Origin of the sequence: Streptomyces sp. NPDC002328, assembly GCF_042890065.1 — a bacterium.
GTDB lineage: Bacteria > Actinomycetota > Actinomycetes > Streptomycetales > Streptomycetaceae > Streptomyces.
In genome coordinates this window covers 121,954-140,245 of the sequence record NZ_JBIARQ010000006.1, presented here as the reverse complement: position 1 = coordinate 140,245, position 18,292 = coordinate 121,954, and the positions used below count along the sequence as shown (strand labels likewise).

The window sequence follows — 18,292 nt, the reverse complement described above, 5'->3', positions numbered from 1 at the left end:
ATGTGTGTAGTCCCCCGTGGTAATGCCTGATCCGGGTGGACTGTAGTTCGATCCGTCAACCCCGTGCAACGCATCTGCAAAGCACGTACGGATCTGGCACAGTGACGAGACCAAACGTTCACACGGTCCTCAACTGTCCGCCGAGTCAGGGGCGTTGCGTCGGCGGAGGTGGGCGAAGGCCCGGCGGACACGGGTCGAAACCGCTTTCGCGCCGTTGCCGCGGGCCGCCAGCACGCCGAGGACACCGAGGAAACCGAGCGGTACGCCCGCTTCCGGGACGAACATTCCGACGGCGGACGCGATGACGAGGATCACATCCGCGAGGCATACGGTCACGCCGCGCCGGCCCGGGTGCTGCTTCACCATCCAGGCGCCGAGGAGGGCCATCCCGGCGAGCGCCCAGTAGCCGAAGGCGGCCTGGCCGGTGACGACCGTGCTCGTGCTCATCCGGGCCGAGTCGCCCACCGCGGAGAAGTAGCCGGTGAAGGCGGCGGTGAGGACCGTCGCACCGAGGGCGAGGAGCAGCTGCGCACGGTGCCGGAGCAGCCAGAGGACCCCGCCGAGGGCGAGCAGGACGCAGACGGTGACGAAGCTGGAGCCGCTCTGCGAGGCGATGGCGAAGAGGGTGTAGGCGGCGGCCAGGGCGAAGACGAGGCGGGGGAGGAGGCGGGTGGCCCAGGGGTCGGATTTGTCCTGGTGGAGGAGACGGCGGACGAGGTGGGCCCGGCTCTCGGAGGGGGGAGCGGTCCGCTGCGTGGTCCTCCTCTTCGTGCTCATCCCAGCCCCGTGCCGGTGGCTTGCTTGCCGAGGTCGGGGGAGGGCGGGGCCTTCGACTCGGCGGGAGCGGTGGAGGCGGGCGTCGCGACGACCGGCTTGGGGGTGAAACCGAGCTGCCACACCGGGGGCGCGGCCGGCTCGGGGGTGTTCTGGGTTTCGGCTTCGGCGGCGGCGGTTGTCGCGGGGGCGGCTGCTTCGGCGGCCGGCTTTGCCGGGGTGGCTGCTTCGGTGGCGGGTGTAGCTGGGGTGGCTGCTTCGGTGGCGGGTGTCGCTGGGGTGGCTGCTTCGGCGGTCGGCTGAGCAGTCGTCTCCGCTGCCTGCGCGGTCTCCTGCTCCGCCCTCTTGCGGGCCGCGCGTTCGGCGCGTTCGGCCGTCACCGCGGCGAACTCCGTTTCCAGGGCCGCCTGGCGCTGTGCCGGGTCCTGGGTCGGGTAGACGGCGGGGTCGACGAAGTGCGCCTGGGTGGGGTCGTTGAACTGGAGGACGGCGCGGGCCGCGTCGGTGCCGAGTTCGGCGCGCGTCTGCTGCGGCCAGGCCTGCGGGGCCTCGTAGGCGAAGTGGATGTTGTCCAGGCCTACGTCTGTGTTGGCGTGGAGGGTGGGGAGTTCGCGGTTGTAGAGGATCGAGCGGGTGTCGGCGTACTGGGCGAAGACGGCGACGGGGCCCTTGGCCGCGGTGGCGTAGGTCTCGGAGATGTCACCCCAGCACTGGCGGGTCCAGTCGATGGTGAAGCCTTCCTTGGCTCCGCCGAGAGCCTCCAGGACCTCCGTCTCCCAGAGGTACATCCCGTTCAGCCTGCGGCCTGCCGCCGACGTTTCGAGCGTCTGGGCGGTGCCCGACTCCCGCTGGTTCTGAATCTCGGCCCAGGCCTCGGCGATGTACCGGTTGTCCAGCCACGCGTTCGGCGCGCGTTCGTCGTTGATACCGAAAGACCAGAACGCGCTCGTGGGGTTTGCGCCCTCCGGGGGGCGGACGCCCTCCTGGTCTTTGGTCAGCGCTTCGATGTACTGCTTGACATGCAGGCCTTGTGCCGCGGCTTCCTCACGCAGTTCGTCGGCGATCGCTTCGGCCCCTTCCGGAGTTCGCGCCTTCGCCGCCCGCTCCGCCTCCTCCTTCGCGAGACGGAGCGCGAGTCGTTCGACTTCCTCGGGTATGCGGGGAGCGCTCACAGTTCTCCGGTCTCCAGGGGTCGGGGATAGAACTTCACGGCCATGTTCGCGGCGCCGGGGAAGCGCCCCTGCGCGGTCCCCGAAGCCAGAGTGATCGTCATGACGGCGAGCGGACCGCCGCCTTCCCGCCGCATCCAGTAGGCCAACCGGTAGGGGTTCTTCCGCGTGAGCCGGAATTCGCGTGAGCCCAGGGGGTGCGTGCCGAGCGACTCGGGGAAGTCGTCGGCCTCCCAGGTTCCTTCCCACGCCGGTTCCCCGAGGACGGAGCAGACGGCGGTCAGGTACACCGGCCACGCCTGGTCCGCCGCTTCCAGGACGGCGGGGTTGTCCTCGACGGCCTCGGCACCGGCCCCCCAGATCCAGTGGCTGAGGTTGTCGACGGGAGCCCAGCTGCCGCCGGAGGCGTTGAGGTCGAGCTCGCCGCCCGTGTCGGTCCGCACCTGAAGCACCCGTTCGAAGCTGAGCGGAGTCCAACCGAACTGGGCGCACCACATGTCCAGGCCCTTGCCCGGGTACGGCGGGCCGGCCCAGACGGTCGGCCAGTCCACGTCGGTCAGTCCGCGCAGCTCGGTGACCAGTTCCTGCGGGGTCCGGTCCTGCGGACCTGAAGTGAGTCCCATGATCAGTTCCTCTGGTTCCTCGTCGTCACAACAGCCAGCCGGGGCCTTCGTCCCGAGCGTCGGCCGGCCCATGGCAGGCGAGAGAGATCGTCGCACTGCCCGGCCCCCAGCCCGCCGCCGTGCCCGGCGAGAGGCCCGCCCTCAGCACGAACAGCGGAGCTCCCGGGGTGCGGAAGGACCAGACGGCCAGGCGGTACGGATCACGGTGTTCCCGGCGCCACTCGGCGTCCCCCCAGTGCGCGGGGCCGGGTGGGTCCGGAAAGCCGGGCGTGTCCCATTCGCCGCTCCAGGTGGGGACGCTCAGGACCGCCTTGACGGCGTCCAGGTACGCGGGCCACTTCGCCGCGGCCAGCGAGGACACGGCCTCGTTCTCGGACGCCGAGGCGGCTCGCACCGACCACAGGACGTGCTCGACCCGCGTCACCGGACGGCCAGGTGCGGCTGAGGCCAGGTGCAAGCGGCCGCCCAGCTCCGTACGGACCCGCAGCCCCGCCTCGAACCACAGCGGCCGCCACCCGAACCCCGCGCACCAGCGCCCCCGCTTCTCCTCGTCCTGCGGGACGCCGGCCCACACCGTGGGCCAGTCCACGCCGATGAGCCGCTCGAGTTCCGCGACCAGTTGGCCGGGGGTGCGGTCGGCGGTCAGGGCGGGCATCGTGGGCTCCTCAGGAGGTGTGGGCGGGGTGGGCTAGACGCGGCCGCTGGGGCCTCGGGGGTCCCGTGGGGGGCCGGTCGGGGGCGTCTGCTGCCGGGGCGGGGCCGGTGGGGCCGGCGGCCGGGGGGCGGACGGCGGTTCGGGGGCAGGAGCGGGGCGGGGGCGCGGGGGCTGCGGCGCCGGGGCCGGGGCCGGCACCGCGGCGGGGGCAGTGGCGGGGGCGGGGGCAGCGGCAGCGGTGGGCGCCGGGCGGGGCTCCGTGGAGGGTGTCGGCTGCGGGGGCGGGGCGGTCGTGGAACCGCTCACGCGGCGGCCGCGCTTCGGCGACGGCTGCTGCTCCTGCGCCTCCTCCGCCTGCTCCTTCTCCCGCAGCTTCTGCTCGTGCGTGATCTTCGCCGTCCCGGCCTGACGGTTCGCCGTCTGCCGCTGCTCGCGCTTGGACTGCCCGATCCAGCCCCACTCCTGCAACTTGGCGCGGCCCTTGCCGCCGGCGACGACCCGGTCCACCGTCCAGGCGGTGCCCCTGGCGGTGGAACTCGCGACGCGGCCCGTGGTCTTGGCCGCGCCCGCGGCGACGCCCGGGGCCATGGCCAGCGCCTTCGCTCCGGTCGCGTTCGCCGCGTCCCGGACGCCGAGGAGGTCCTCGCCGCCCGCGACCTGCGGGGTGAAGTTCCCGGCGAGGAGCTTCTTCAGCATCATCACGATGGCGACGGTGACCAGGAGCAGCATCAGCAGCTGCGTACCGAGGGCGATCTTGGCCGGAAGGATCATCTGGTACAGGACGAGCAGGACGGTAAGGATCACGCCGAAGCCCGCGCGCAGCACGAAACTGTGGATGAACGTCTCCAGCCAGCTCTTCATCAGCTTCTGCTGGGAGGGGTGGATGCCGATCGTGGCCACCAGGGGCAGCAGGATGACCAGGATCAGCGTGACCGCGTGCCAGAGCAGGGTCAGGGCACTGAGGACGACGACCATCAGGCCGACGATGAGCGCGGCGATGAGGGAGTAGAAGGCGAGCCCCACCCGGCCGCCGGCGCTCTTGCCCGCCCAGTCGTTGAAGGCGACCGGATAGACGTGCATGTCCGGGACGTCGTCGCCCTTGTCCTTGCCGCCCGCGATCTGCTGCCGGATGGGGATCCAGTCGTTCTTGAACTTGTCGAGGTTCTTGCCGCTGAACGCGTCTTTGTTGGTCTTGGACTGTGCGACGAGCTGGATCACCCGCAGGTCCTCGCAGCGGGCTCCCTTGCCCCACTCGCACGTCTTGTTGTTCTCGGCGGGCAGGCAGACGCCGTTCCTGACCTCGCCGCCGCCCTCCTTCTTGAAGATGCAGTTCTTGCCCGGGTCGCCGAACTGGCCCAGCGCCCAGGGCCGGAAGACGAGCGTGTCGTACATGGCGCAGCTGGAGATGCGCAGGCCGCGGTTGTAGGCGCCCTTGTCCAGGTCGCACGGGGACTGCGTCTCACCCGAGACCCCGGCGAGGACCGTCTCCGTCAGGGCGGAGTTCGCCCGCGCGATGTAGGAGTCGGAGGTGCTCACGAACTTGTCGTAGTTGCCGCCGGTCAGGAACGCCGTGACGGCGACGATCGTCAGCGCGGACCAGGAGACGCCGGCCCACACCTCGCGCATGTCGCCCTTGCGCCACTTGGTGAACACCCACAGACCCACCAGCACGATCATGACCGGCACGGCCGGGCGCAGCACGTTCTCCTTCAACGTCGTCACGACGCTGTCGCGGCCCTCGTACAGGCCCGCGAGCGGGCTGGGGTTGGACGCGGACTCCTTGATGGAGATGGCGGCCCGCGTGAAGATCTTCGTGCCGTTGAGGACGGAGTCGGCGACGCCGTTGTTGACGTAGGACATCACCGAGCAGTCGTCGGCGCCGCTGCCCACGTTGCCGTTGTCCTCGGAGGCGTCGCCCCGGCCCTTGAAGGTCTGCGACCAGTTCATGCCGCGCATGCCGTCCAGCTCGTACATCGTGTACTTGTCCGGGCTGTCGGGCATCTTCACGGCGCCGGTGGTCGTCCCGGAGTCGTCCATGAGCGTCGTGGACTTCTTGGTGTCCCTGTCCCACTGCATGACGGCGGCGAACACGGACTCGCCGTTCGTGCCGGGCGTGTCCATCTGGTAGCTGTCGTCGCCGGTGAAGTCGCAGGAGAAGCCCGCGTACGCCGGGGTAGGCATGGCCAGGGTCAGGGCCGTCAGGGTCAGCGCCACGAAGAGGAGGGCGCGGACGGCCGTGCCTGCCCTGGTGAGGGCGCGGCGCAGCGCTGTGCGCGAGGGCATCTGTATTCCCTTCGGGGAACGCGGGTGCGGGCAGAGGGACGAACGGGGTGTCGGGGTCAGTCGGCGAAGTAGTCGCTCAGCACGCACCCGTCGACGGCTGCGGCCTCCTTGGTGAATCCGCTGGGCGCGGAGAAGTCCGGGTCGCAGGTGAGGAAGCGGAGTTCGGACTTCTGGAGTTCCTGGATCGTCCTGTCGCCGACGGGGACGACGGCGAAGTCCTGGCCGACGAGGAACTTGGAGCCGTCCTTCTTGACGGCGGTCTGGAAGGTCTTCATGTCGGCCACGGAGAGCAGCGCGACGGGCCGGCCGCCCTGGTCCGAGCAGACGCCCCGCTCCTTGATGCCCCAGGAGGGGTCCTCGGCCTCGTCCGAGCCCCAGGCGCTGTCCTGGCTGTCGTGGCCGGCGTCGTACTTGTCGCCCGTCGTCAGGTCCAGGCAGGCGGTGTACTTGTTGAGGTAGTACGCGATGGACGCCATGTCGGCGGCCTCGGGCAGGGTGCTCGTGGCGCCCTGGCCGCTGCTGCTGGTGCTGTTGCCGCCGCCGGCGGTGCTCTTGCCGTCGCCGGCCGTGCCGCCGTCGTCCTCGCTCCCGCACCCGACCGCCGTCGTCAACGCGACGAGGGTGGCGGCTGTCGCGAAGGCTCGCTTGGTTCGCATGGTGTCCGTCCTCTGTGCTGATGGGGTGGCCGGGTCGGCCGTCACACGGGCTGGGCGGCCGGTTCCGGTTCGAGGGCCGGTGCCGGGTCCTCCTCCGCCTCCTGGAGGAATGTCCAGTCCCACACGCTCAGCGGGGGGTTGACGCCCTGGCGGGCCGGGCGGGTGGTGCCGTTGGTGTCCGTGGCGGCGAGGATCTCCTTGAAGACCAGGTCGACGGCGACCGTGCCCACGCGCTTGTCGGCGTCGCGCTGGAGGCAGACGCCCGTGCGCAGGTCCTGGAGCGCGGCGATGACCTTCGGGTCGTCCTCGGGGCGGCCGAGCAGCGGGGCCACCAGCGACGCCTCCTGGGCCGACTTCTGCTTGAAGGCGAAGACGGTGTGGATCTGGTTGGCGCCGCCGCTGCGGGCCTCGGAGTCCTCGATCTGGACCAGGTCGATGGCCTGCTGGGTGATGAGGACCGTCACGGCCAGGTAGGAGCGGCCCTGCTTCAGGGCGCGGCGCATCAGGTCGCGGCCGGACTCCGTCGCCGTGACGACGTACGCCTCGTCGACGAAGAGCGCCTTGGGGCGCAGACCGACCTGGCCGGTCACCGGGTTCTTCTCGTAGCCGACGTCCAGCATCTGGCTGCCCAGTTCGACGACCGCCATCAGGGCCGTCGCCGCGAGGCGTTCGGCGGGGTTCCAGTTGCGCGGGTCGGAGGCCGCCGGCGACTGGAAGCCGCGCAGGGTGATGACGGTACGGCGCTTGCGCATGCTGGACAGCGGCTGCGGGCGCTCGGCGAAGGACAGCCGGGCGTAGGGCAGCGTGCGCAGCTCCGTGAGGAGCATCTGCGCGAGCTTGAGGTCCTTCTGCGCCTCGCGGTCGCCGGACGCGATCGCGTGGTCGTACGCCGCGACGACCTCGTCCACCACCTGCCACAACGTCGGCCGCGGTACGGCGAGTTCGGCGTCGCGGGCGGTGTGGCCCTGCTCCACGGCCTGGCGGATCGCGGAGTTGTAGCGGCCGATGACCGTCGCCATCGCCTCGATCACGGGGAGGCGTACGCGCTGGTAGTCCTCGTCGCCGAGGAAGCCGCGCAGCATCGACTCGGCGAGCAGGCGGCCCGCCGGGACGTCCCGGGCGATCACCCACGGGTCCAGGACGCCCGCCTGGCCCTTCAGGAGGTCGACGACCTCCGTCTCGGCCCAGAACTCCGGGTTCACCGGCTGGAATCGGCTCTCCGGCGTGCCGAGGACGCCGGACTCCGCGTCGCCCGCGAACGCCGGGTCGTTCACCTGGGCGCCGAAGGCCAGGTAGTAGCACAGCTGGGCGAAGTCGGTCTTGGGGTCGATGACCAGGCAGCGGACGCCCGCCTCCGACTCCTCGTAGAACTTCTGGAGGGCCAGGGAGGACTTGCCGCCGCCGGACGCGCCGACGATGGCGAGGCCGCCGCCGTCGTTGCGGGCGGGGCCCACGTGCAGCGAGTAGTGGACCGGCATCTTGCCCGCCCAGCCGACCAGGTTGCCGACCCAGCCCAGACGCTTGCCGGAGCGGGTCTCCGGGTTGTCGCCCAACTCGGTCCCGGCGGTGGGCAGTCCGGCGCCCAGCTGCTCCACCTCCTGGAGGCGCAGATACGGCGCGATCGGCAACTTGGGAGCGTCACCCGGAAGTTGCGACTGGAGCAGCCGCCACTGCTGGCGGGTCGGGCGCAGCAGCGTGACCTTCAGGTCCTGCTTGAACTGCATTTCCAGGACCCGTCGCCTGCGCTCCAACTCCCGTACGTCCGGGGCCGAGATGGTGAAGCGGATCTGCGCCTCCATGCCCGGCATCTTGTGCTCCTCGATGTCGTCGACGAGCTCCTGGGCGCGGGTGACCTGGCTGGCCAGCTTGGTGTCGGGGGTGCGGCCGGAGTTGGCCATGTCGTTCATCTCGTCGACGAGGTTGCCGCGGATCTTGTCGGCGCGGTCCTTGAACCTGAGATACGGCACGAGCGTGAACCGCATGTCGATCTCGACCGGGAACTCGACGTGCTGGGCGGCGTAGCGGGCCCATGCCGTGGACTGCCGGAAGCGGGTCTCGGCGGGCCAGTTGGCGGCGACGAGGGTGGTGGTGTAGCTGGTCTGCTGCTCGCCGGTGACCTCGTCGTACTGGTGCAGCACGATGTGCGTCTTGCGGTTCTCGCCGGAGAAGTCGACGACCAGGTCGAACTGGTCGGGGCCCCAGGCGCGCGAGCCGAGCACCGGCTCCGGCGGCACCGGGAGGTCGCCGTGCAGCGGCTTGCGGATCAGCCAGACCAGTTCCTCGCGGGTGAGCGGGGAGCCCTTGAGGCCCTCCAGGCTCTCGTGCACCTCCAGGGCGACCTGCGCCCACTCGGCGACGACGTGCGGGGCCAGGTGCTCGTCGGCGACGCCGGTCGCGGTGGCGGCGGCCTGGTCGGCGGCGCCGCGCACGCCATGGAGCAGTCCGGGCTCGTCGTACGGCTCGTCGTCCTGGGCCAGGACACCGGAGCCGCCGCTCGCGCGCTTCAGCGAACCGAGCTTCACCAGCAGGATGTTGCGCTCCCGCTTGGCGCCGATGCGCTCCTGGTACTCGGCCTTGCGCAGGTTGTACGCCTTGTAGTTCTCCGTCGGGTCCCAGGCGACCGCGTTCAGCTCCTCCGCCCAGGTCAGCGCGGTGATCGGCTGGTACACCTTGCGGTAGTGGCACTCGACGCCCCGGTCGCCGCGGGCCAGGTTGAGCAGACCGCGGGCCGGGCCCTCGGCCATCGCCTGGAGCTCGCCGGCGTTCAGGTACTCGTCGATGGCGTTGGGCAGGACGAGACCGGTCCACACCGAGTCGCCGTGCACGAAGATCATGTCGTCGGCGTAGCGGTAGGGGAGGCGGAGGTCCTCGCGGCGGGTGGCGGCCGAGGAGCCGGACCCGCCCGACCGCCTGGCGCGGGAAGCGGACGAACCCTTGCCGCCGCCCTGACCGTTCTTCTTGCTCGACGTGGCGGCCATGATCATGGCGACCACGAAGAAGGCGGCCGCCCCGCCCAGAAGGATCAACATGAACATGGAGGACTCATCCTGCGGTAGTCGGTGGTCGACGTAAGGGAGTGGTGGCGGGTGCGGGGGCGGGTGCGGTGGCGGGTGCGGAAGCGGTGGGCGGTGGCGGAAGCGGTGGGTCAGCGCCTGGACGCGGCGAACGCGCTGCCGCGCTCGGCGGCGGCCCGGCGGGCGGCGTCGTAGCGGGCCTGCCAGCGCGGCGAGCCGGGGGTCCAGAGGATGACCTGCCAGTGCAGCTCCTCCGGTTCCTGGTCGGCGGCGAGGCCCTGGAGCCGCTTGGGCTGGAACCACCAGTCGGTCCACACCACCAGCTGCTGGCTCAGGGTGAGCGCCGAGGGCAGCGGCCGTCCCCAGACGAAGTAGACGGCGAACGGCGGGCCGAAGTAGAGGACCGACGTCCACATCGACATGGCGAGGAAGGGGAGGAACGCCGAGAGGGTGAACAGGGCGATGAGCCAGACGAGGCCGAAGCCGAACGCCGCTCCCAGCGCCGGCAGCAGCAGACCGGGCAGCGGGATGTTGCCCCAGTTCCAGATGCGCTTGGGGCGGTTGACCAGGTCGGTGTGGTCGTAGGCGACCAGCTGCTCCGGTGCCTCCTGACTCATGTCTGCTGAACTCCCCTCTGGCAAATAATCAATGACGGATCGTCAACTAAACGACTAGAAACCCTAGTTGTTGCCGCCGCCGATCTGGCCGCCGAGGTCGATGAGCAGTCCGGCGAGGCCGGTGGCGCCGCCGATGATCAGGGCGGCGAGCGCGATCATGCCGAAGCCCTGGAAGGCCTCGCGCATGCCGTCGCCGCGCTTCATCGACAGGAGCATGCGGATGCCGAGGATGAGCAGGGCGATGACGGCGACCATGGTGCCGGCGTTGCGGAGGATCGTCTCGATCTCTCCGAACATGTCCTCCATGGTGGTGGCGGCCAGATACACGGTGATTCCTCTCGGGTGGTGAAGCGGTGGTGGTCGGTGGTCAGGGCTTGCCGGGCTTCTTGGCCGGGGCCGACGGGGAGGTGGCGGGGGCCGCGGGGGCGGAGGCGGAGGCCGAAGGGGCCGTGCCTGCGCCGGAGGGGGCGCCCGAGGGGGCGGCGGAGCCCGTTCCCGTTCCCGCGCCCGTGTCGTCGCTGTCGGCCCGGCCGCCCTGCGCGTCGAGCACGCCACCGCGGATGTCCTTGATGAACCAGCCCTGCGCCGTGTTGACCACCGTCATCCGGTAGGCGCGGCGCACCGTCCGGGCCTTCGGGTCGCCCCAGTCGACGACCACGCGCACCTGCACGGCCTGTCCCGCCGGGTACGTGTACGGGTCGGTGTTCCGCACGTTCGCCGGGACCAGCGCCACGACGTCGTTGACCGTCGGGGCGGCCAGCCGGCCGGAGAGGCCGGAGGTCGCGGCGAGCGTCGCGTCGGGTGTGGTGAAGCGGGCCATGGCGGTCTTGTCGGACGCGCCCCAGGCGACGAAGTAGCCCGGCAGGACCTGCTGTTGGAGCTGCCGGGACAGAGCGTCGTCGACGATCTCGTCGTCCTGGTCGATCTCGGGCACGTCCGCGCGGGCCGGCAGCGGCATCTGGCCGACGTCGCCTGCGACGCGCATGCCGTCGCCGGTCCTGAGGTCCTTCACGTAGACCGGGACGGTGAGCGTGGTGAGCTCGCCGTCCTGCGTGCGGACCTGGATCCCGATGTACCGGCCGTGGTCGCCGTACTCGGGAAGCTTCTCGGAGGTGCCGTCCCAGGCGGCGGAGACGGCCGTGCTGGTGCCTTGGCCGCTCCAGCCGCACTCGGCGTCGACGCCGGAGGAGGCGTAGCGGGCGAGGTTCTCGCGGCGGGTGGACGCGGTCTCCGGGGAGAACGTCATGCACAGCAGCGCGTACTGCTCCGCGAAGGTCGCCGCCTGCTGGGTCGGGAACTCGCTCAGCCGGTAGCGGTCCGCGTCCGCGGCGTCCAGGCCCGCGGTGGAGGGGCCGGACGACTTGCCGATCACCAGGCCCATCACACCGCAGGAGCCGAGCGCGAAGACGCAGGTGGTGATGAGGAGGGTGGCGCGCAGGGCCACGTGCGTACGCCTCCCGCCACTGCCGCTGCCGCCGCCGGAGGCGCGGGCGCGGGAGCCGGGGCGGGGCACGTCGAAATCGCGGGGCGGGGCGGGCGCGTGGGACGCCGGGGAGGTGGGGGAGCCTGCGGCGGGGACGGGGTGGCCGGCGGCCGGGGCGGTGGGGCTGCTCGCGGGCGTCGGGGTGCTCGTGGCGGGGGGCTGGTGGGTGTGCCGGGGCGCCGGCTGGGCCGCCGGTGCGGCCGTCGTGGCGGTCGTTGCGGTGGTGGCGGGCGTCGGCACGGTCACCACCACCGGCGCCGAGGCCGTCGCGCCGCCCCGCTTGCGCTGCTCCTTCTCGGCCTTCTTCTGCTCGTACGCGGCCTTGCGCTCCGCCCGCTCCCGCTCGCGCTTGTCCTTCTTCGACTCGCCCTGGGGGCGGGTCTCGCGCGGCGGCAACGACGGTACGGCGGCCTGCCCGGCGCGGGGGGCGTTGCGCACCCAGGCGGCGGCGACCTGGGCGCGGGCCGCGTCGGTGGGGAGCTGCTGGGGGTGGGACGGCTGCGGGGCGTCGGGCTGCTGGCCCTGGGCCGGGGGCTGCTGGCCTTGGGCCTGCCACGCCTGCTGGTGTCCCGCTTGCGGCTGCTGCGGCTGCTGCGGCTGCTGCGGCTGCTGGGAAGGACCGAAGGACCCGGGCTGCCCGGAAGGCTGGCCTCCGCCGACCGCGCCAGCAGGGCTGTTGTGGTCTGTCATCGAGTCGGTTACTCCAGCGAGTCGGTTCCCCGTCCGCCTGGGCGGGGCGCGACCGCACCCACGACGGGCCCTGGCCCCAGCCAGGTGCGCTGGCAGTGTGACAAAGTCCCGTCACGCGGCCGTCGCGCTTTTCCCTGCCGGGAGTCGGGGAATTCCCGGCGGGCCTCCGGGAGGAAAGAGGCCGGGAAAAGTGTCAGGGACGCGTCGGGAGAGTGGGGTCGTCGCGCCGGCCCGCCCTCGGCGCACAATGCGCTGGGCGCGTCTGCCCGACGTACCCCGCACCACCCCCCCTGGACCCCACGGACCCGGCGAAGGACGAGAGTTGAGCGACCACTACGGGCAGCCGCACCAGCCCGACCCCGCCACGGGCATCCCCCGACAGCCGCAGCCGGTCGAGCCCGTTCAGCCGGTCGAGCCTGTCCAGCCGGTCGAGCCCGTCCGGTCAGTCGAGCCCGTCCCGCCGGCCGCGCAGGCCGTGCCGCAGACCGAGCAGGTCTTCCAGGCCGAGCAGGTCTGGATCGACGGCTACGAGCCCGGCAACCCCTGGCAGTCGCGCCTGTGCGTGCGGACGCCGTACGGCACCTTCGTCCATCCGCTCACCCCGAACACGATCCCCGAACTCCTGGAGCCGATGGTGCTGGTGGCGCAGGAGCAGCAGGGGCTGCCGGTCGGTTTCGACGAGGAGCCGGGACCGCGGCGGGAGGACGCCGAGGACGACGAGGAGCAGCAGGCTCCCGCCTCCGACATTCACAGCGGCCGCGCCGCGCGGATGACCGGCTGGGCGGTCGTCCACGACCTGTGGGAACGCGAGGATCCGACCGCGCGGATCGTGATGGGCGCGGTGGTCGTGGCGCTGCTGCTGCTCGGCATCTTCCTGACCTGACCGCACGCCGGGTCGTCCCGCCCTCGAGCCCGAACGCCCCCGAAAGCCTGCCCCGACACGCCGCACCCCGCAGGAGCGCACCGATGACCGGCACCGGCGCCGACGCCGTCGTCTCCGAAGAACCGGAGTTCTTCTTCCCGGACGTCTTCGTCTTCGTCTCCGACTACCTGTCCCAGGTGATCCGCCGCAGGGTCAACGGCTCGTCGGCCACCTGGTGCCCGAAGTGGTGGGAGCACCCCGAGGCCGGCGCCCGTCTCTCCGCGCTCTGGCTGGCCTGGGAGCATCTGCGCCAGGACCCGGCGCTCGGCATGTCGACGTGGTGGCTGCACCACGCCGACCCTCACCTGCGCGTACTGATGGACCCGGACATGGGCCCCTTCGCGGCCTGTTCCCCGAAGGACGGCCACACGGCATACCCGTTCGACCCACTGCCGGTGGATCCCCGACCGGAGTGACGCCCCGGCCCGTCGACACGGGCACCGACTTCGTGCCGCCGGCCGGGTACCGGTACGAGCAGATGGTCGACGGCTGCGTCCTCACCGACTGCGTCGACTGAGCCGCCGTCCCCTCCGATCGGCATCTCCCGGGCTCCCGGCGGCTTTTCCCGAACATTCCTCACCGGGAAAACCCGGCCCTCCCTCGCACCCCCTCCCCCTACCGTGTCCCGGTCACCCCGCGCTGCCGGGGACCGGCTCGGAACAAGGGAGGCGCGGGAACGTGGAGTTGCCTGCCGAGAACAAGCGCGCGGGCCTGCTCGCCCTGGCGGTGCTCGGTGTCCTTCTGGTCGCCGTGCTCACCGTGTTCACCGTCTTCGACGGAGACGAGAAGGGCGGCGACGCCGGCGCCGCGACACCCGCCGCCACCAACGGCGCCCAGGCCGCCGGGAACACGGACAGGGACACGGGAGCGGACGCCCGGAGGCCGAGCGGCGGCGCGACCCCGATCGTCCCGCTGGCGGAAGTCGACGAGGCCCACGGCGTCATGGCGGCGTACATGGCCGGCCTCAGCACGTACGACCACACGAGCAAGGCGGCGGCGTGGAGCGATCCGCTGCTGCGGCTCACCACCGGCGACCCGCAGATGAAGCAGGCGACCGTGCTGCCCACCGGCCGGGCCTGGGAGGCCTGCGTGGCCGAGAAGTGCGCGTCGAAGGGCACTGCCACGGTCGTGCGCGACGCGGTGATCTCGGACGACGTCGTCCGCGGCAGCGGCCGTTCGATCTCCAGCGTGGTCGACGTGAAGGCCGCGCGCACCGCGAACGGCGCGACCGCCACCGAGTCCAACGAATGGCTGGTGACCGTCACGGACCAGAGCGGCCAGTGGGTCGTCTCCGGCTTCGACGTCTTCGGCCTCGGCGACGTCGGCGCTTCCGACGAGTCGGGGGAGTGAGCCGGCCATGGTGGCACCCGCCGTGCTGGCGGCCGCTCAGCAGGCCGCGAAAGTCGCCAGGAACGCCAAGCGGGCCCGTCAGGCCGCGGCCGGGGGAGGCGGTCAGGGCGGCGGCAAGGGCAAGGACAAGAACAACCTCAAGCTGTGGCTCATCCTCGGCGGCAGCGGCGGCCTGCTGACCTTCGGCGGCGCTTCCCTGGTGACGGTCCTGCTCATCGGCATGATCGGCGGGGCCGGGAACGGGGCCGTGGCCGCCGGCTGCGGCGACTACGCCGACAACGCCCAAGCCGGGAACACCGGTGACGCCGCGGCCACCAACCCGGTCATGCCGGCCGGCAAGATGTACATGCCGAGCGAGACCGCTCGGAATGAGATTCCGCCCAAGATGATTTTGGCGGCCATGCGTGCCGCCGCCCGCTACGACGGGCTCGACTGGACGCTCATCGCCGGGCAGATGTACCAGGAGACCAAGTACGGCCAGGACAAGTCGGCCGCGCCCGGGGGCAAGAACTCCCTCGGCTACATGGGCATCCTCCAGTTCGGCACGCCGGCCTGGACGGACTACGGCGCCGACGGCAACGGTGACGGCGAGAAGGACCTCTACAACATCGACGACGCCGCCTGGGCCGCCGCGAACTTCCTGCACGCCAAGAAGGCCGAGACCGAGCCCTGGAAGGCGCTGCTGAACTACTCCGGTTCCACCGCCTCCAACACGATCTACCCCCGTGTCGTCCTCACCCAGGCCGCCCGCTACCGCGGCACCCTCACCGGCGACCAGGACCTCATCAAGCGCTGGTACGCGCACCTGAAAGAGACCATCGAGAAGAACCCCGGCTTCCCCACCCTCGGGCAGCAGTCGGACATCCCCGAGCCGGTCGGCAACAACGCCCAGCCCGGCTCCGCCCTCAACATCGCGGCCACCTCGCCCCGTTCGTGGTCGACGCCGCCGCTGGAGGGCGCGGGCAGCACGACGGCCATGGCTCCGGCCGCGTACTCCACGACCGTCCTCGCCCCGACCGCCACCGCCACCGCGTCCGCCTCCGTCCTCGGATCCGCGGACGCCGTCGCACCCGTCTCCTTCCCGCTCGCGCCGCCCGCCACCGGCAAGGACTGGCAGTGGCCCATGAAGGACGGCAGCTACCAGATCGGCACGCCCTACCACAAGAGCGGCAACATGTGGAGCCTCGGCTACCACACCGGCCTCGACCTCGTGGCCGCCAGCGGTGTGCCCATCTACGCCCCCGCCGACGGCAAGGTGATCGTCGCCGGACCGGGCGGCTCGTACGGCAACATGACGCAGCTCCGGCACGCGAACGGCGTCATCACGCTGTTCGCCCACCAGACCTCGATCAAGGTCTCCGTCGGCCAGACCGTCACGCGGGGCCAGCAGATCGGCACGGTCGGCGCGACCGGCAACGTCACCGGTGCCCACCTGCACTGGGAGGTCCGGGTCCCCGGCGTCGACAACCCCTTCGTCGGCGGTCAGGACCAGGGCCCCGGCATGGTCGACCCGCAGGCGTGGATGGCGGGCCGGGTCACCGCCAACCCGGACTACGGCACCGTTCCCGGCTCCGAGGACGACGGCGGGGAAGCCCGGGACGCCCAGTACGCCGAGTGCGCCGAGGGCGGCGGCGGAGCCAACGTCGCCCCCGACGGCGCCGGCGCCTCCGGCGTCCTGCCCGACTCCGACGACCCGGTGATCCGCGCGGTCCTCGGCTGGGCGCAGCGCGGCGTCGGCGTGCCGTACGTGTTCGGCGCGCCGCGGTTGCAGGGCCGCAACCCGACCAGCTTCGACTGCTCCAGCTTCACGCAGTGGGCGTACTACATGGCCAGCGGCGGGAAGATCAACATCGGGACGACGACCCACACCCAGGAGCCGTACCTCAAGAAGTACGAGGTGCCGCTGGCCGAGGCGCAGGCCGGCGACGTGATCTTCTTCCGGCCGGAGGCCGACGGCACGTCCGGCCATGTGGGCCTGGTCTGGGACCCCAAGGGTCACAAGATCATCCACGCGCCGCGTCCCGGCAAGACGGTCGAGTTCAGCAACTGGGACCACCAGGACAAGATCACCGGCGTCTATCGCGTCCCGATCCCGCAGGGCACCAACGCGGTCGAGGGCGACGGCAAGACCGAGGCCGAGGGCGCCTGAGCCGTGCCGCCGACCCCCTGCCCCACCCCACCCCACCCCCAGAAAGGCCAGCCCCGCCGGTGACCGCAGAGCAGCAGAAGAAGCCCCGCGCCGAGGACGACTGGACGCTCGAGATCGTCATCGCCGTCGTGATCGTCCTCCTGTGCGGCGCCGGCGCCTGGCTGGCCGCGAAGGTGGGGGCGTCCTACGCCGACGCGCCCGCGCCGCCGTCGAATCCGCTGTCGTTCCTGGTGGCCGTCGTCAAGGGCGACTACAGCTGGCCGGGTTCGGCGGCCAGCGCGGTCGCCGCCGGGGAGGCCGTGGTGGTCGGCGTCCTGGCGCTGGCCGCGTACCGGGTGCGGGAACGGCTGCGCAACAAGCCCAAGGTGGACGGGGCCGCCCAGCACCTCGCGCGGGGCGAGGAGCTGGGCAAGCTCACCATGAAGGGCGCGGCGGCCACCGCCGAGCGGCTCGGGGTGAAGGCGCGCACGCCCGGCGTGTTCATCGGGCGGTCCGTGAAGGGCCGACAGCCGCTGTTCGGGTCGTACGAGGACATGCACGTCGACATCTGGGGCCCGCGCACCGGCAAGACGACCCGGCGGGCGATCCCGGCGATCCTCGACGGGCCGGGCGCGGTGCTCGTCACCTCCAACAAGCGGGACATCGTGGACGCCACCCGCGGTCCGCGCTCCGCCCGCGGCCCGGTCTGGGTGTTCGACCCGCAGCAGGTCGCCGCCGAGCCGCCGAACTGGTTCTGGAACCCGTTGACCTACGTCACCGACGTCGCCAAGGCCCGCAAGATGGCCGACCACTTCGCGAGCGGGTCGCGGGACGCGAACGCCTCCACCGACGCCTTCTTCGACCCCGCCGGACAGGATCTGCTGGCCAACCTGCTGCTCGCGGCGGCCTGCGGAAAGCTGCCGATCACGCAGATCTACACCTGGCTGTCGAACCCCAAGGACGACACCCCGGAGCGGATCCTGCGCGGCGCCGGGCACACCATGGCAGCCGACGGTCTCGCCGGCGTCATCAGCGCCCCCGACAAGCAGCGCAGCGGCATCTACGGCGTCGCCCAGCAGATGGCGTCCTGCCTGATCAACCCGGAGGTCAACCGCTGGGTGACCCCGTCCGCGGACCCGAACGCGCCGCAGTTCGACCCGCACGCGTTCGTCCGCGGCGGCGGCACCCTGTACTCCCTCTCCCGGGAGGGCCGCGACTCCGCCGGGCCGCTCGTGACCGCGCTCACCGTCGCCGTCGTCGAGGCCGCCGAGGAGTACGCCACCACCCAGCGTGGCGGCCGGCTCCCGCTGCCCCTGGTCGGCGTGCTCGACGAAGCCGCCAACGTGTGCCGCTGGCGCTCCCTGCCCGACCTGTACTCGCACTACGGATCGCGCGGCATCATCCTGATGACGATCCTTCAGTCCTGGGCGCAGGGCATCGAGGTGTGGGGCGAGCGCGGCATGGAGAAGCTGTGGTCGGCCGCGAACGTCCGCGTCTACGGCGGCGGCGTCTCCGACACCCGCTTCCTGGGCGACCTGAGCGAGCTGGCCGGCGAGTTCGAACTGCGCGAGTACCAGACGAGCCGTGAGTCGGAGTTCGGCGGCTGGTCCGGCAACCGCACGGTCAGCGAGTCCACGCGCCGCGAGCGCGTCCTCGGCGTCTCCGACCTCGGCGCGCTGCCCCCGGGCCGGGCCCTGGTGCTGGCTTCCGGCACCAAGCCGGTCCTGGTGGAGACCATTCCGTGGTGGGAGGGCGCGTACGCGGCCGAGGTGCAGGCGTCGCTGAAGCAGTACGACCCCGGGGCGCGTTGAGCCGGGTCCAGCCGGGCCGGCCCGGTTGTGCGTTTCTTTTCCCGTTCGTGAACTCCTGTGGGAACCGGAGTCCGTAAAGACTGTTTGGAGGCGGTTGCGTACGCCCTTCGCTTCGTC

The 18,292-nt window shown here is 71.7% G+C and carries 15 protein-coding genes; 5 read left to right on the top strand and 10 right to left on the bottom strand.

The window, feature by feature from the left end; all coding sequences use genetic code 11:
• Positions 1-129: 129 nt before the first annotated feature.
• The 10 genes from ACFYX4_RS17975 to ACFYX4_RS17930 all read right to left on the bottom strand — a co-directional run bounded on the left by ACFYX4_RS17975 (position 130) and on the right by ACFYX4_RS17930 (position 11,964).
• Positions 130-777, bottom strand: a complete 648-nt coding sequence (locus tag ACFYX4_RS17975) for a hypothetical protein (protein ID WP_389333416.1) — start codon at positions 775-777, stop codon at positions 130-132.
• On the bottom strand, positions 774-1,946 hold the full coding sequence (locus ACFYX4_RS17970; protein ID WP_389333413.1) for a hypothetical protein: 1,173 nt from the start codon (positions 1,944-1,946) through the stop codon (positions 774-776). The genes ACFYX4_RS17975 and ACFYX4_RS17970 overlap by 4 nt, the downstream gene beginning before the upstream one ends.
• Positions 1,943-2,566 (bottom strand): hypothetical protein, encoded by a 624-nt coding sequence (locus ACFYX4_RS17965; RefSeq protein WP_389333410.1) that lies wholly within the window; start codon positions 2,564-2,566, stop codon positions 1,943-1,945. The genes ACFYX4_RS17970 and ACFYX4_RS17965 overlap by 4 nt, the downstream gene beginning before the upstream one ends.
• A 25-nt stretch (positions 2,567-2,591) precedes the next feature.
• Positions 2,592-3,221 (bottom strand): hypothetical protein, encoded by a 630-nt coding sequence (locus ACFYX4_RS17960; RefSeq protein ID WP_389333407.1) that lies wholly within the window; start codon positions 3,219-3,221, stop codon positions 2,592-2,594.
• 33 nt (positions 3,222-3,254) lie between these two features.
• Complete coding sequence (locus ACFYX4_RS17955) at positions 3,255-5,504, bottom strand: hypothetical protein (protein ID WP_389333404.1); 2,250 nt, start codon at positions 5,502-5,504, stop codon at positions 3,255-3,257.
• A 56-nt stretch (positions 5,505-5,560) separates the two neighbouring features.
• Complete coding sequence (locus tag ACFYX4_RS17950; RefSeq protein WP_389333401.1) at positions 5,561-6,160, bottom strand: hypothetical protein; 600 nt, start codon at positions 6,158-6,160, stop codon at positions 5,561-5,563.
• A gap of 41 nt (positions 6,161-6,201) precedes the next feature.
• Positions 6,202-9,195: an ATP-binding protein gene (locus ACFYX4_RS17945; protein ID WP_389333398.1), complete on the bottom strand. Its 2,994-nt coding sequence runs from the start codon at positions 9,193-9,195 to the stop codon at positions 6,202-6,204.
• 110 nt (positions 9,196-9,305) lie between these two features.
• Positions 9,306-9,791: a hypothetical protein gene (locus tag ACFYX4_RS17940; protein ID WP_389333395.1), complete on the bottom strand. Its 486-nt coding sequence runs from the start codon at positions 9,789-9,791 to the stop codon at positions 9,306-9,308.
• Between the two features lie 63 nt (positions 9,792-9,854).
• Positions 9,855-10,118, bottom strand: coding sequence for a hypothetical protein (locus tag ACFYX4_RS17935; protein WP_389333392.1), 264 nt, complete (start codon positions 10,116-10,118; stop codon positions 9,855-9,857).
• Between the two features lie 40 nt (positions 10,119-10,158).
• Complete coding sequence (locus tag ACFYX4_RS17930) at positions 10,159-11,964, bottom strand: conjugal transfer protein (RefSeq protein WP_389333390.1); 1,806 nt, start codon at positions 11,962-11,964, stop codon at positions 10,159-10,161.
• Positions 11,965-12,286: 322 nt separating this feature from the next.
• Here ACFYX4_RS17930 and ACFYX4_RS17925 point away from each other — a divergent pair, with 322 nt between their 5' ends.
• From ACFYX4_RS17925 to ACFYX4_RS17905, 5 genes are all read left to right on the top strand, one after another.
• On the top strand, positions 12,287-12,847 hold the full coding sequence (locus ACFYX4_RS17925) for a hypothetical protein (protein WP_389333387.1): 561 nt from the start codon (positions 12,287-12,289) through the stop codon (positions 12,845-12,847).
• A gap of 83 nt (positions 12,848-12,930) precedes the next feature.
• Positions 12,931-13,302: a DUF4913 domain-containing protein gene (locus tag ACFYX4_RS17920; RefSeq protein WP_389333384.1), complete on the top strand. Its 372-nt coding sequence runs from the start codon at positions 12,931-12,933 to the stop codon at positions 13,300-13,302.
• 262 nt (positions 13,303-13,564) lie between these two features.
• On the top strand, positions 13,565-14,236 hold the full coding sequence (locus tag ACFYX4_RS17915) for a hypothetical protein (RefSeq protein WP_389333381.1): 672 nt from the start codon (positions 13,565-13,567) through the stop codon (positions 14,234-14,236).
• A 7-nt stretch (positions 14,237-14,243) separates the two neighbouring features.
• A complete protein-coding gene (locus tag ACFYX4_RS17910; protein ID WP_389333378.1) occupies positions 14,244-16,385 on the top strand; it encodes a peptidoglycan DD-metalloendopeptidase family protein in 2,142 nt (713 codons plus the stop codon).
• Positions 16,386-16,444: 59 nt separating this feature from the next.
• Positions 16,445-18,175 carry a type IV secretory system conjugative DNA transfer family protein gene (locus ACFYX4_RS17905; RefSeq protein WP_389333375.1) on the top strand — a complete coding sequence of 577 codons (1,731 nt, stop codon included), beginning with the start codon at positions 16,445-16,447 and terminating at the stop codon, positions 18,173-18,175.
• Positions 18,176-18,292: the final 117 nt, after the last annotated feature.